The sequence below is a fragment of the Acidovorax sp. SUPP2825 genome, assembly GCF_030158995.1.
GTDB lineage: Bacteria > Pseudomonadota > Gammaproteobacteria > Burkholderiales > Burkholderiaceae_C > Paracidovorax.
Genome location: NZ_BQXK01000012.1, coordinates 101,256 through 115,258, shown reverse-complemented (window position 1 = coordinate 115,258; position 14,003 = coordinate 101,256). Strand labels below are relative to the sequence as shown.

9 protein-coding genes are annotated in these 14,003 nt (G+C 64.2%); 2 read left to right on the top strand and 7 right to left on the bottom strand.

The window, feature by feature from the left end:
- Positions 1–4 precede the first annotated feature (4 nt).
- Entirely contained in the window at positions 5–1,333 is a 1,329-nt protein-coding gene (locus AVAK2825_RS16185; RefSeq protein WP_284400710.1) for an acyl-CoA dehydrogenase family protein, read from the top strand.
- A gap of 17 nt (positions 1,334–1,350) precedes the next feature.
- Complete coding sequence (locus tag AVAK2825_RS16180) at positions 1,351–2,121, top strand: ABC transporter ATP-binding protein (RefSeq protein ID WP_284400708.1); 771 nt, start codon at positions 1,351–1,353, stop codon at positions 2,119–2,121.
- A gap of 470 nt (positions 2,122–2,591) precedes the next feature.
- Here AVAK2825_RS16180 and AVAK2825_RS16175 read toward each other — a convergent pair whose 3' ends face one another.
- Genes AVAK2825_RS16175 through mads1 form a run of 7 tightly spaced genes read right to left on the bottom strand, consistent with a single transcriptional unit; the run spans position 2,592 to position 13,526 of the window.
- Positions 2,592–5,588, bottom strand: coding sequence for a type III restriction-modification system endonuclease (locus tag AVAK2825_RS16175; RefSeq protein WP_284400706.1), 2,997 nt, complete (start codon positions 5,586–5,588; stop codon positions 2,592–2,594).
- Complete coding sequence (gene darG, locus AVAK2825_RS16170) at positions 5,585–6,646, bottom strand: type II toxin-antitoxin system antitoxin DNA ADP-ribosyl glycohydrolase DarG (RefSeq protein ID WP_284400703.1); 1,062 nt, start codon at positions 6,644–6,646, stop codon at positions 5,585–5,587. Before darG ends, AVAK2825_RS16175 begins: the two co-directional genes overlap by 4 nt.
- Before the next feature lie 14 nt (positions 6,647–6,660).
- Positions 6,661–7,299, bottom strand: a complete 639-nt coding sequence (gene darT / locus AVAK2825_RS16165) for a type II toxin-antitoxin system toxin DNA ADP-ribosyl transferase DarT (RefSeq protein ID WP_284400701.1) — start codon at positions 7,297–7,299, stop codon at positions 6,661–6,663.
- Between the two features lie 3 nt (positions 7,300–7,302).
- Entirely contained in the window at positions 7,303–9,252 is a 1,950-nt protein-coding gene (locus AVAK2825_RS16160) for a site-specific DNA-methyltransferase (protein ID WP_502870553.1), read from the bottom strand.
- Between the two features lie 22 nt (positions 9,253–9,274).
- The gene (locus AVAK2825_RS16155) at positions 9,275–10,042 is read right to left on the bottom strand and encodes a DUF4391 domain-containing protein (RefSeq protein WP_284400698.1); all 768 of its coding nucleotides are present in this window, start codon (positions 10,040–10,042) and stop codon (positions 9,275–9,277) included.
- Between the two features lie 8 nt (positions 10,043–10,050).
- The gene (locus AVAK2825_RS16150; protein ID WP_284400696.1) at positions 10,051–13,287 is read right to left on the bottom strand and encodes a helicase-related protein; all 3,237 of its coding nucleotides are present in this window, start codon (positions 13,285–13,287) and stop codon (positions 10,051–10,053) included.
- Between the two features lie 26 nt (positions 13,288–13,313).
- Positions 13,314–13,526, bottom strand: coding sequence for a methylation-associated defense system helix-turn-helix domain-containing protein MAD1 (gene mads1, locus AVAK2825_RS16145; RefSeq protein WP_284400695.1), 213 nt, complete (start codon positions 13,524–13,526; stop codon positions 13,314–13,316).
- Positions 13,527–14,003: the final 477 nt, after the last annotated feature.

Genomic DNA, 14,003 nt, shown 5'->3' with positions numbered 1-14,003 from the left:
CGCCATGACCGACCTCTATCGCACCCCTTCCATCCTCGGCCCCGACTACGAAGCCATTGCCGCAAAGTACCGCCCCATCTTCGCGCGCATCCAGGCCACGGCGCTGCAGCGCGAGCAGCAGCGCCAGCTGGGCCACGACGCCATCCAGTGGCTCAAGGACGCACACTTCGGCGCCCTGCGCGTGCCCGTGGAACACGGCGGCGACGGCGCCACGCTGCCGCAGCTCTTTCAGCTGCTGGTGGAGCTGGCCGAGGCCGACTCCAACATCGTGCAGGCGCTGCGCGGGCACTTCGCCTTCGTCGAAGACCGCCTCAACGCCCCGCGCGACGCGGCCACTACCGTGTGGCTGCAGCGCTTTGCCGAAGGCGACCTGGCCGGCAACGCCTGGACCGAAGTGGGCAACGTGGCCATCGGCGACGTGATCACGCGCGTGACGCCAAAGGCGGACGGGCGCTGGGTGGTCAACGGCCGCAAGTTCTACAGCACCGGCAGCATCTTCGCGGACTGGATCGACCTGTATGCCCGCCGCGACGGCCCGGGCGACGGCGAGGGCCTGGACGTGATCGCCGCCGTGCGCGCGCGCCAGCCCGGCGTGACGCACCACGACGACTGGGACGGCTTCGGCCAGCGCACCACGGGCAGCGGCACCTCGGTGTACGAGAACGCCGAGGTGGAGCCAGAGAACATCTTTCTCTTCACCGACCGCTTCAAGTACCAGACGGCCTTCTACCAGCTGTTCCACCTGGCCACGCTGGCCGGCATCGCCCGCGCCATCACGCGCGACGCGGCCGCCCAGGTGCGCGGGCGCCAGCGCATTTTCAGCACCGGCAACGCGCCCAGCGTGGCGCAGGACGTGCAGGTGCAGCAGGTGGTGGGCGAGGTCTCGGCCATCGCCTATGCGGCCGAAGCCACCGCCGTGCGCGCCGCCTTCGCCGCCCAGCGCGCCTACGACGCGCACTGGCACGGCACGCCCGAGCAGGAAAAGCAGGCCAACATCGAGGCCGAGCTGGAATCCGCGCAGGGCCAGGTGGCGCTCACCGACCTGGTGCTGCGCGCCGCCAGCCAGTTCTTCAACGGGCTGGGCGCATCGGCCGCCAGCAGCGCGCAGTCGCTGGACCGGCACTGGCGCAACGCGCGCACCGTGGCGTCGCACAACCCGGTGATCTACAAGGCGCGCATCGTGGGCGACTGGCACGTCAACGGCACCGAGCCGCCCTACGTGTGGCAGATCGGCGCCGGCCCCGGCCGGCCCGCGGCGGTGGCGCCCGCACCGGCCGCCGATGCCGGCGCGGCCAATGCAGCGCAGGCGCGGCCCCTGGCCCGCGCTGCCTGAGTGGGTGAGTGAGCGCCATGGCAATCCCGCCCCCCGCGCTGCTCACCGTCGATGCGGTGCAGGCCGTGTACCAGGGCGCCATCGCCGCGCTGCACGGCGTGGGCTTCGAGGTGCGCGCCGGCGAGATCCATGCCCTGCTGGGCGCCAACGGCGCCGGCAAGTCCACCACGCTGAAAGCCGTGTCGCACCTGCTGCCGGCCGAGCGCGGGCAGCTCACCGCCGGATGCATCACCTACGACGGGCAGGACGTGGCACACGCCAGCCCGGCCACCCTGGTGCGCGCCGGGCTGGTGCCGGTGCTGGAAGGCCGGCACTGCTTTCCCAGCCTGTCGGTGGAAGACAACCTGGTCACCGGCGCCCTGGGCCGCAGCGCCCGGCGCGGCGAGATCGCGCACGACCTGGAGCGGGTGTATGCGCTTTTTCCGCGCCTGCGCGACAAGCGCCGCACGCCCGCGGGCCTGGCATCCGGCGGCGAGCAGCAGATGACCGCCATCGGCCGGGCGCTGATGTCGCGCCCGCGCCTGCTGGTGCTCGATGAGCCCTCGATGGGCCTGGCGCCGCGCGTGGTGCAGGAGATCTTTGCCCAGCTCAAACGTTTGAACTGCGAGGAAGGTTTGACGCTGCTGGTGGCGGAGCAGAACTCTGCGGTGGCGCTGCAGTATGCGGACCGGGCGACCGTGTTGGATGCGGGGCGGGCGGTGCTGACGGGGCCGGCCGATGCGCTGCGGGAGCGGGATGATATCCGGCACTTCTACTTTGGACAGGACGCGCAGGCGCTCGCAGCCTGAGCCGGGAGTCACACGGGTTTGCGCGACAACGGCGGCTAGGGCGGCCGAGCCAGCGGCTGACCGAATCGGGCGGCGTAAGCATTACCGACTTAGAGGTGGGCTGTAGCGGAGCGGCCGGCTGAATGGACAGGCCCATCAAAGCCGCCAGCTCACCTCTAAGTCTGCTCAAGGCTGGCTGCGGTCGTTCGTTTTTTCAACCCGGGCGACTGCTGTGTCCGAAACCTGTCGGACGTGATTCAAAGGCTCCGTGGTCGGCAGTGCGCCCGTTGCTGTCGGTCGCCTTGGAGACCTGATCGGCGGCAGTGCAGCGTAACGCATCTTTGCTGAGTGACGGGCTACTGAAAGTCTGGCGCATTGCTGTCATAGGCACGAAGTCGGGTCGGGTCGAGACAATCGCCAATAGCTTGGCGGCGTCTCACTCTCTCTCGAGACGCCGCCCTTTTCCCCACCGACCAGACCAGGGCAGACGGTCAGTTGACCGTCTGCAGCACATCATCGAAGGACCTCGCCACCAGGTAGCGTGCCGGGTTCTCGCCAGTCGCCAGTGCCGCGAAGTGAGCGCGGCCACACTCGATCTTGCCCCACTCCTTGTCACGCAGATCATCGGCAAACAGGCTGCTCTTGGTTTCCACCACGAAGTACAGGCGCTGGACGCCATGCTTCTGCAACAGTACGGCCCAGTCCGGGTTGTAGTTGCCCAGTGGCGTCGGCACCTTGAACCAGTTGGGCAACTTGGCATAGAGGACCACGTCCTGATTGAACTCCAGCGCCTGGGCGAAGTCGCGCTCGGTGGCGGAGTCGTAGATCACATGCTCGTGGATGGACTTGGCCGTGTCTTGCAGCATGCTCTTCAGGTAACCGGTCAGCTCCTGCTGCTCGAACAGCTCCTGGGCGTAGACCTGCTGGTCACCCAGCTTCTGGTACTTGATGCCATCGACCAGCGCGAGGCGCTTGCAGCGGTTGATCTGCTCGGCCGTGTGTTCGATGAACTGCTGCGGATTGCGGCGGAAGTCATCCAAGCGCCCCGACTCGGTCAGGATGGTGACCAGGCTGCGGCGCGTCAGTTGGGTGCGGTCCTGCAGGTCCGTCAACAGGTCTGGCAGCTCGATGCCGGCCTCGTCCAGCCCGACGGTGTAGGCGCCGTCCTTCTGCTCCTTGGTCTCGACTCCTGCCTTGCCGATGGCGATGTCGGCCTTGCGCCATTGCAGGCGCGCCTTGGGGATCGGCAGCGCATCGTGCAACGCCTTCGTGCAGTCTTGAAGCAGCTTCGCGTTATCGAACTGAACCCGGTAGGTAGTCTTGTGCTTGATGCGGTCCCACAAGGCCTCGAACTCCTCGCCCAGCGTGATCGCCTTGCCATCTGCGCCCTTGCGCAGCGCTACCGCCTTGCGCTCGTCCGCGTTTTTCACCTCCAGGCGACCGCTCACCTTGCGCAGCAGCTCCAGCACCTGCGTTCGCTGTGCGGCGAACGCGTCGGGCAATGCGAGCGTGCCGTCCTTCAGCGCTTGCTTGAGCGAGTCCTGCACCTTGCCCTTGCCGTCGATGTGGCCAGCAGCCTTCAAGTGTTCCCACAACAGCTTGGACTGCTCCACCCCGAGAGCCGTCACCTGCCCGTCAGCGCTGGCCACCGGAATGCCGGCGAACTGATGTGGCTCGACGATGCCGAAGCGGATGCCTGTATCGGCCTCGATTTCCTTCTGAAGGCTCTCCGCGAAGTCCTCGTACGACTCGGTCGCGATGACGGTCAGTCGGTTGACGTCGAAGCCGCGCACCCGCTCCCCGGCCTGGTTCACGCACAGGCGCAGGCCGCGGCCGATAGTCTGGCGGCGCTCGCGCTCGGAGCCCATCTCGCGCAGGGCGCAAATCTGGAACACGTTGGGGTTGTCCCAGCCTTCCTTGAGGGCCGAGTGGCTGAAGATGAACTTCAGCGGCGTGGCGAAGTCCAGCAGCCGCTCCTTCTCCTTCATGATGAGGTTGTAGGCCCGTTCGGCGTTCTCGCGGCCAGCAGCGTTGTTGTCCGACGTCTCCGTCCAGCCGCCCTTCTTGTCGATGGAGAAATAGCCATCGTGGACCTCCTCGGCCGCCGTGGTGAGGTCCACCTCGGCGAACAGGCTCTGGAAGCTGGGAAGCTTGGCCGCACTGCGGTACTCCTCCTCGAAGATGCGGGCGTAGTCGCCTTTCACGGCCTGGCCCTGAGCATCGAGTTTGCGGTAGCGATCCACCGAGTCGATGAAGAACAGCGACAGCACCTTGATGCCTTTGGGCCGCAGCAGCTTCTCCTTCTCAAGGTGCTCGCGGATCGTGCGGCGGATCATCTGCCGTTGTACGGCCAGCTCATCCACGGCCCCGTGCGCCTTCCCGATGCTGAGGTAGTCCTCGCCGCCTGGGAACCTCAGCTCGACGAACTCTGCGCCCTTGGCTGTGTTGATTTCGCGCACCGTGAAGCCTTCGTAGATGGAGCGCTTGGTCACTTCATCCAAGTTGTTCCCGTCGTACACATCCTTCACTTCCGGCTTCGGGCCGGTGGCCGTCTGTACATGCAACTCCAGCTGCGCGCTGATGCGCCCACGCTTGTTGGTGACACCCACCAGCCGCACGTAGGGCCTGTTGAAGGCATCCTCCACGGTGGCTGCGGCCACCTCGATCTGCTTGACCAGCTTGCGCTCGTAGGCGTCCACCGCGTCCAGGCGGAACACCATGTGGTGCTTGTCGGCATGGGTGGCCGAGTAGCGCAGGGTGCACAGCGGGTTCATGGCGTCCATCGCGGTCTTGCCCGCGCCGCTCAGGCCGCCGTCCACGCTCTGCGGTTCGTCGACGATGACGATGGGGTGCGTGGCCCGGATCAGGTCGATGGGTTTCTCGCCGCCGGTCTTCTCGCTGTCCTTGTAGAGGTTGTTGACGTCCTTCTTGTTGATGGCTCCGACCGTCACCACCATCACCTGGATGGCCGAGCTGGTGGCGAAGTTGCGCACCTGCCCCAGCTTGGCCGAGTCGTACAGGAAGAAGTCCACCGGCACGCCGGCGTACAGGGCCTTGAAGTGCTCCTCGGTGATCTGCAGCGACTTGTAGACCCCCTCCTTGATGGCGACCGAGGGCACGACGATGACGAACTTGGTGAAGCCGTATCGCTTGTTCAGCTCGAAGATCGTGCGCAGGTAGACGTAGGTCTTACCGGTACCCGTCTCCATCTCCACAGTGAAATCGCCAGAGGCCAGCGTGCCGGCTGGCGCCAGGCCGTTGCGCATTTGGACGTCCTGCAGATTCTTCAACAACTGGTCATCGAGCAGGGTCAGGCGGTTGCCCACGCCCAGGTCGGTTTCCGCCACGCCCAGAGCGAGCTGCTGCTCGTGCAGGCGCATGGTGACGGTGAATTCTGTCCGGCAGACCTCTTGACCGCGGAACAGATCGCAGACCGACTCGATGGCCTGCTTCTGGTAGTCCAGGTCGGGCTCGAAATGCAGCTTCATGCACCCACCTGTTCTTCGGCAGGCAGCCAGCCCTTGGCATCGAGCACGTTCAATGCAATACCGATCTGCCGCGGGGTGAACTGCTTCTTCCGGTCGTTCCAGGCATGCGTCTCCCGGACAACGTCTTCAACACCCCCACCTGCGACCGTGTGGGAAGCCACCCAGTGCACGGTCGCCAGAAGCTCCAGCCCGAACGGCGTCTCGAAGCCCTCGACCAGATCACCAACGCGGTCGAAACGTGCACGGGTATCCACATGCGCACCCAGGAAGGCCCCGGCTTCCTCAATGGCTCCGGGCACGACGGTCAATGGTTTGGTGGGGTCGTCGCCACCGTCGGCGTACCCCGCCACCATGTGCCCCTCGATCTTCTGCAGCACATGCCGAAGGTTCTCCGCGTACGGGCCATACGGTGCCTTCACGTAGCTGAGGCGCAGCGGCTCGCCCGCCTCCTGCATGAAGTACATCAGCTTGTGCACTTCCAGCAGCGAAATGGCCGGGTCCAGCAGACCTTGCACATAGCGGTTCATCAGCTCGACGAGCGCCGCCCGGCCGGCTGTCATGCGGGGCACCTCGCGGCTGTGCTGCATCTTGTCCGCCTGCGGGGCGCCCTTGGGCTCATAGAGGCGGACACGCACATCGGGCAGCGTCTGCATGGCGGCCTCGATGCGCGGGCGCACCTCGTCCCACTCCAGCCCACCCAGGCCACTGCCCAGCGGCGGGATGGCTATCGAGCGGATGCCCATGCGCGCAACGTCGCGCACCAGCGCCTCCAGGCCGGCGTCGATGTCCTGCATGCGGCTCTTGCCCTTCCAGTGGCGCTTGGTCGGGAAGTTGATGATGTAGCGCGGGGCGGCCAGTTGCTCCGTGTCGTAGATGAACATGCGGCCCGGCTGTACCTCCTCGCGGTCGCAGGCCGCCTTGTAGGCCTTGAAGTTCTCCGGCCAGGCGTTCTTGAACTGCAGCGCAATGCCGCGGCCCATGATGCCGACACAGTTCACCGTGTTCACGATGGCATCCGAGTCGTCCTTCAGGATGTCACCACTGGTGAGTTCGATCATGGTCAATCTCCGATTCAGTAGTACCAGGCTGGCATGAACTCCACCGTGGGCCGATGGCCTCCAACGGGCAGCGCATGCGCAACCTGGTTGGCAATGGGCTGCGACAGCACCCCAATGCGTTCGATCAAATGCCAGGGGAAGCGCCCCTCCAGCAGGAACTCGGCCTGCTTGCCTTCCTTGTGAGCGCTCCAACTGCGAGCGGCGACAGCCTCCCACTTCACCTCGTCCAGCCTGCTCAGATCGGCACGATCTTCGAAGTAGTACGCCCCGGCGTTAGACAAAGTGAAGGCCCACCGCAGCCCCTCGTTGTTGGCCCAGGCCACCGTCGCATTCAAGTCGGCTTCCAGGTGCACGATGGGCCCCTGTCCGCCCTTGTAGGCTAGGTCGGCGTTCCGCATATGGATCAGGTAGAGCATCACCGAGCGCGGGCAGAAGTAAAACGGCACGCACTGGCCGACGAACAAGCCAGGATGGCTGGCCAGTTGCAGTTCCGCCAGTCGGCGCTGCTTGATGTGGTTCATGCCGATGACCGTTCCGGGCGCCTGAATCCGGGCCACCTCGGCGTCAGACAGTAGGCCATCGCTGCCGATGATGGATGGCAGCTTGTCCACATGGCAGATGTGGTACAGCTTGGGGCGGTCGGGCACAGCCATCGGTCACAGGCTCCGGACGTTCTGGATGCCGTGCTGCTGAAGGATCGCCGCCATGTTGGTCTTGGCCACATCGTCGGCGAAGGCTCTGTCGCGGAACACGCAGGTGGTCTCGCCGGCCGGCGCGAGTTGCTGGTGCCACTGGACGATGCCTTCGGCCAGCTGCTCCACCTCGGCGACGGTAATGCTCTCGGCAAGGCAGGTCAGCAGCACACCGGCCCCCACCGCATGGACACACTTGCCGGCAATCAACTGCTGCTGGATGGGGACGCAGAGGTCAAGGCCGAGCTTGAGCAGCAGTTCGTAGAGCAGGTCTTGCTCCGTCCGACCGGGCAGCAGATGGTCTTGATGATCGAGCAATGCTTGAGTGAGGTCCGTCACTTGTTGCGTCCAGGCGCGGATGCTGGAACCGTCAAGTTTGAACACACGGAAGCCGTGATCTCCCGCGAACATGGGGTTTTCAGCAGCCAAACGTTTCCCCGCCCGCCTCAGCCGCTCCTTCGTAAGCTCAGTAATTCGCCTCGGGCGCTGCAGCTTGTCGCAATAGGTCGCCGCAACTGATTGCTCTTTCGCTTCAGTATCAAGTGGTTCTGGCAACTGGACGAGCACAAATCGGCGGTTGCCGCCATCCTGAGCGTTTTGCGCCATCACTGCGTCGCCAAGCGAGCCGGAGCCAGCAAAAAAATCCACAACGATGCTGTCTTTGTCGCTGCCAAATTCGAGCAGTTTCATCAGCAGCTTTGTAGGCTTCGGGAAAGAAAAGACAACCTCATCCTCAAACATCGCACGAATTTCCGCCGTGCCATGCTGCGTGTAGGGCCCGTCGAAAATGGAAAACGGCTTCGCACCTCGCTTCTCGCCGTCCTCCCCAATCAAGTACTGCTTATAGGAAACGCTCCACTCGTCAGCGCGCTTCGAGAAGTGAAGCCCGCCCTCAGATTGCACCTTTTCCGTTCTCGCACGACTCCACCACCATTGCCTTTTTGGAAGAATGTCGGTGCCATCAGGTGCCCGGACCGGGTAAATCAAGTTCTCCCGCCTATCCATGCTCTTTGTTGCCTCCAGCGGCTTTAGGCGAAATGGGCCCTTCGTTTCAAAATGCTCGTCGCGACCCTCGTAGTAGCGCTCCGCGGCCTCTGGATCAGGCGAAAGCCAAAGTGGATTGACGCATTCAATGTCGCGCGCGTACATCAGGCAATACTCGTGCTGCGTAACGGCATAGCGCTCCTTGGCACCACCGCCATAACTCTTCTTCCAAATGAATTGTTCGATGAAGTTCTCTTCCCCAAAAACCTCATCGAGACATTTACGCAACGAGGCCTGTTCAGCATCATCCACAGACACAAAGATGACTCCGTCGGCGGCTAGCAGCTTCTGGGCAAGTTTGAGACGCGGGTAGATCATGCTCAACCAGTCCGTATGGAACCGCCCGCTGGTCTCTGTATTGCTGCTGATCCTCCGGTCGCCTTCAACTTGCCTCGTCAATTCAAGGTAGTTCTTGATGCTGTCCTGAAAGTTGTCTGGGTATACAAAATCCTTGCCAGTGTTGTAGGGCGGGTCGATGTAGATCATCTTGACCTTACCGGCATAGCTCTTCTGCAGCAGCTTCAGCACTTCCAGGTTGTCGCCCTCGATCATGAGGTTCTGGGTGCTGTCCCAGTCCACGCTCTCTTCAGGGCAAGGGCGCAGCGTGCCGGTGCTGGGCGTCAGGGCCAATTGGCGTGCCCGGCGCTTGCCGTGCCAGTTCAGGCCGTACTTCTCGTCGGCATCGGTGACCATGGCGTCGCCCACCAGGGCCTTGAGGACATCCAGGTTGATGGCGGCGCCCTTGGGGCCTTCGGTGACAAGCTCGGGGAACAAGTCCTTGAGCTGGGCAATGTTGCCGGCCACCAAGTCGGCGGACTGAGCCTCGGGTGCCGTGGCCGCTATCTTCTGCATGTTCGAGTTCGTCGTCATGAATGTGTCTGTTCTTGTTGTGTCATAGGAGCCGGGCACGCACAGCAGCCAACTCGGCCTGCAGCCGCTGCAAGGCCAGGTTCTGGTCCACGCGCTTGGCGATCTGGCTTTCTTTGCCAGCCAGGGCCCGCAAGCGGGCGGCCTCCGCCTCCAGTCGCTGGTGTTCGATCAAGGCGATCCGCCGCATGGCGGCCTGGTCGGGTGTGGGGTCCGTACTGAAATGCCCAGTCACTCGCGCCACCTGGGCGGCCAACAGGGTGTCCATCCAGCCTTGGTAAAGCGCCTTCAGGTCTTGCTGAGGCTGCTGCCCAAGCGCCAAGGCATCCAACAGCCCGTCCGGCACCTCGTCGCTGAAGTCAAAGCTCACCACATCGCCGTCCAAGACCACTCTCCCCGCCTCGTTCTGGGCCGTGCGCTTGTGCGAGAGACTCATGGCCACCGTATCCGGCGTGCTCACGATCAGCACCACCGGGTAGGGCACAGCCCGGTGCACAAGCTCGGCCAGGCGCTGCAACTGGGCCGGTTGGGCGTGGGTGGAACGCACCGCCATGCTCAGCACGGCAAGCTCCAGATACTCCCGCACCTCGTCCCGCCACGTCGGAATGGCAGTCGTCGCAGGCTTGATGGCGGCCAGCCAATGGGCCTCTTCGATACCGTCCGTAAGTAGGCGGCGGTCGGTCGCGGTGGCACCGCCGTGCTCCGCCAGCATCTTCTTGGGCACGCGCTGGTCCACGCGGCAACTCGCCGGCAGGGCCAGGGACGCCACGATGGCATCGTGCAGAGCGTTCACGGCGTCGCTCACGCGGCGCCCCCTTGAGGCTGGGTGCTTCCGGGAAGGATGACCATGAAAGCCAGCACCTCGAAGTCGTTGGCCCCCGCGAACTCGCCCTTCATGGCATGCGTGCCGCCCGGCGCGAACAAGCTGGCCACAGCACGCTCTTCAGCCTTGCCAACGACCGAGGCAATGGCCGCCGCCAACAGGTTCTGCGCATGGCGCATGTCCTCGCCTTGGCGGGTCTGCCGGTCGAAGCGCACGCAAGCGCCGTCATCCGGCAGCTCGCGGCCGAGCGCCACGCGCTTGAGCCGGTCCATGACGCGCTTGGCCTGCGGGTACGGTAGTAAGACGGCGCCATCGTCACCAACATGGACGAGGTAGATCGGCGCAAGCGGGTAGTCCGACGCCTCGCCCTTGGCTGCAGCCGCACCCTCTGCCCGCAAGCAGAAAACGATGCCTGGAGGGATGTCGGCGTCGATGGTGGATGTCACGGCATAGCTGCCGAGGGGCGCTTCCTCCAGAACGCCCGGGTGCCCCTTGAGGAACTCGGCCAGGTCGATGCGGAAGTCGGTCAGCGTGAGGTCGGTGATGGAGACGCCGCTGGACAGGTCTTCGATGTCGATGACCGTGTCCTGCAGCTTCAGCAACTGCTTGCGCCGGTACTCCAGATCGTTCATCGGGTTGCCCGACTGCTGCTCGATGAGGTTCTCTTCGCCTGTGGCCGACACGTCCAGCAGCACCATGCGGCCGCTGACGCGCTGCTCCAGGCCGATGTACTCCTCCAGCTCCATGTTGGGCCAGAAGTTGACCAGCTGAACGCTCTGGTTCGGCGAGCCGATGCGGTCCACGCGCCCGAAGCGCTGAATGATGCGCACCGGGTTCCAGTGGATGTCGTAGTTGACGAGCCAGTCGCAGTCCTGCAGATTCTGACCTTCGCTGATGCAATCGGTGGCAATCAGCAGGTCGATTTCGCCTTCTTCGGCAAGCTCGGCCGGGCGTTCCTTGGCGCGAGACGCGAAGGCAGATAGCACGCTGCTCATGCTCTTGCGCAGGCCGGGAAGTGTGGACTGGATGCCCGCTGAGCCGGTTATCAGTCCGGACTCAAGCCCCAGCTTCTCCTTGGCCCACGGTGCCAACTGGGCGTAGAGGTACTGAGCCGTGTCGGAGAACGCGGTGAAGACGATGATCTTGCGGTTAGCCTTGCCCCCCACCACGTTGATGGGCTCGCGGCATTTGCGCTCGATCACTTCGCGCAGCTTGGCCAGCTTGGCGTCGCGGGCCGCGTCCACCTGCTGGGCAGCCTGGAGCAGGTTGTCCAGCCGGTTGCGGTCCTCGATGAGGTCCTGCTTCCAGCGGTGCAGGTCCACATCGCTGAGCAGCACCTTGACCTTGCGGCCGACCAACAATTGCTCGAAGGCCGGGTCGTCGATGTCGACATCGGCGATGTCCAACTCTTCAATCTCGTCGGCATCTGCCGCATGCCCGTCGATACGGGCCAGCGTGGCTTCCACGTCCTTGAGCTGGCGCTGGACGGTCAGCGCAAACGAGGAAACCGCGCTCTCCATGCGCTTCAGCACGTTGACGCGCAGCAGGTGGATCAGGCTCTCTTCACGGTCAGCCTGCCGGAAGATGCTCTCGCCGCCGCGGATTTCGGTGCTGTACTTGGCGTCATAGGCCTCCGCCCTGTGGGGCAAGACGTAGCGCATCGGCGCATAGGAGGCCAGGTTAAGTCGTCGAATCTCAAGGTTGATGTCGCGAATGGCCCGGAACTGACCTGCGGTGTCGACGTCAGCCTTGATGTTGATGGGGGCGCGACGTTCGGGGAAACGACCCGTCTCCTCAGTGCCGTAGTAACGCTCGATGTGTCGGCGAGACCGCGCAATGGTCAGATGGTCCAGCAGGGTGAAGTAGTCGAAGCCCAGCATCTCGACCAGGCGGCCGGGAACACGATCTTCTTCGGGCAATTCCAACCAGCGGTTGAACTGAACTTGGGCCTTGCGGGTCGTCTGCTCGATGCTGGCGATGCCGTGGTCTTGCAGGGCGGTGTCGTCACCCTCGGTGGCGAAGGCGATCTGGTTGCGCAGGTCGGACAGGCGGTTATTGACCGGCGTGGCCGAGAGCATTAGCACCCGGGTCTTGACCCCCTCGCGGATGATCTTGCGCATCAGCCGGTGGTAACGGGTCTCGGAACCTTGCTTGGGGGACTTCTTGTTGCGGAAGTTGTGCGACTCGTCGATAACAACCAGGTCGTAGTTGCCCCAATTCACGTGTGCCAAGTCGATGTCGCCGGACTGACCGCCATCACGCGAGAGGTCGGTGTGGTTCAGAACGTCGTAGTTGAGCCGGTCGGCAGCCAGGATGTTGCGGCGGTCGTTGGCCTTGTAGAGCGTCCAGTTGTCCCGCAGACGCTTGGGCGCCAGCACCAGAACCCGGTCGTTCCGCAGTTCGTGGTACTTAATGATGGCCAGCGCCTCAAAGGTCTTACCCAGACCCACGCTGTCGGCAATGATGCAGCCGCCGAAGCGGGCCAGCTTGTCAATGGCGCCCACGACGCCGTCTCGCTGGAACTTGAAGAGCTTCTTCCAGATGACGGTGCTACGGATGCCGGTGGCCGCCTTGACGATGCGGTCCTCGTCCAGCGCCTCGTCGCGATTGCCGAGCAGGTGATGGAGGATCAGGGCGTACACCTCGAAGGGCGCACGATGCGCCGCCATTCCCTTGAGGGAGTCGACTAGGCTCTGCGCCCCGTCAGGCTGGTGCCGCAGCGCGCTCCATTGCTGCTCGAACCAGCGCGCCAGCGTGCGAGCCTCCTCCGGCGATTCCGAGGCCTGGATCAGGTTCAGGGGGTTGCCTGGGGCCAAGCCCAACCCTTCGGAGCTGAGTGCGAACGAGCCCAGGACTACTTGCGCAGGCTCATCGCTGGCGCCGGTCAATACCGCGGCGCCTTGGGGCACTCGGCCATGCGCGCGACGCACCTCTGCCTTCTGCGTCAGCCATTGAGCGCACTGTTGAGCCAGCCAACGAGATTGCAGCCGGTTCCGCTGCGCGCGGTCCCCCTCCCCGCCGAGCAACTCCAGGTGGTCGTTGTCGGCTGGCAGGACGAGTTGCACCGGCCCCAGCGCATTCAAGGCTTCACGAAGCTCTGCGAAGGCATGCAGCGAAAACGAGGGCGTGACGCAGCCCAGCCTGCTGCCTGACACGAGGTGCGGCAGCAGCAGGTCGATCACGCGGTCTGAGCCGCTGTTTTGCACCAGCTTCATGAACTCTCCCTCCTGTTGTCAGCCCCCTAGCTGAGCTCTGCACCCTGCTCAGGCGGGCTAGAGGTCGCCTGAGCGTCGATCCAACGGTCGATGTCCGCACGCTTGAAGCGCCATGTCGTTCCCACCTTGAATCCAGGCAGCTTGCGGTCCACGGCCAGCCGGTAGACGGTGCGCTGGTTCACGCGCAGGTAGTCGGCGACTTCCTTCACGGTCATGACGCTGTCGGTCGCGGTGTTCATGGCAAAAAGACGGGAGCAGGGGGAGAAGCCAGTGTAAAGGAGTACAAGGCAGGCCAAAGACGCACAATCCGCAGAGGCTGGTGTCAGCCTCTTGATTTCGGACGGCGGAAGATGCCGTGAAGGGCCTCAGACCACCCGACTTGTCAGGCGCCTTCCAGGCGTTTGGCGCCTGGCCATCCATCCAGCGGCAGCCGCTGAGGCCTATTCAGCACCTGATCGCCTGCGCCAAGATTGGCGCGTCGGTGAGCGGGCTCGGCGTAAGCGCAGCCCCAGCAGCCTGTTGACTGGCGGTAGCAGCTGGGATTCGACGCGCCAGTCCTGCCGCCCATCGCCCATCGCCCATCGCCTAGCGTCGCCGTCGCCGTCGCCGTCGCCAATTGATCTTGGTGATCATCCCGACCTGCATGATGCCCTTGGCGTCGTCGAAGGCCGCCTTCTACCTTCTAGTGCAGCTGGGGGCGACTCAGACCTACGTCC

Excerpts from the sequence above, each read along its gene's own strand:
- mads1 (WP_284400695.1), bottom strand. The coding sequence starts at position 13,526 with ATGAACACCGCGACCGACAGCGTCATGACCGTGAAGGAAGTCGCCGAC.
- AVAK2825_RS16150 (WP_284400696.1), bottom strand. The coding sequence starts at position 13,287 with ATGAAGCTGGTGCAAAACAGCGGCTCAGACCGCGTGATCGACCTGCTG.
- AVAK2825_RS16175 (WP_284400706.1), bottom strand. The coding sequence starts at position 5,588 with ATGAAGCTGCATTTCGAGCCCGACCTGGACTACCAGAAGCAGGCCATC.
- AVAK2825_RS16185 (WP_284400710.1), top strand. The coding sequence starts at position 5 with ATGACCGACCTCTATCGCACCCCTTCCATCCTCGGCCCCGACTACGAA.
- AVAK2825_RS16160 (WP_502870553.1), bottom strand. The coding sequence starts at position 9,252 with ATGACGACGAACTCGAACATGCAGAAGATAGCGGCCACGGCACCCGAG.
- darG (WP_284400703.1), bottom strand. The coding sequence starts at position 6,646 with ATGATCGAACTCACCAGTGGTGACATCCTGAAGGACGACTCGGATGCC.
- AVAK2825_RS16180 (WP_284400708.1), top strand. The coding sequence starts at position 1,351 with ATGGCAATCCCGCCCCCCGCGCTGCTCACCGTCGATGCGGTGCAGGCC.
- darT (WP_284400701.1), bottom strand. The coding sequence starts at position 7,299 with ATGGCTGTGCCCGACCGCCCCAAGCTGTACCACATCTGCCATGTGGAC.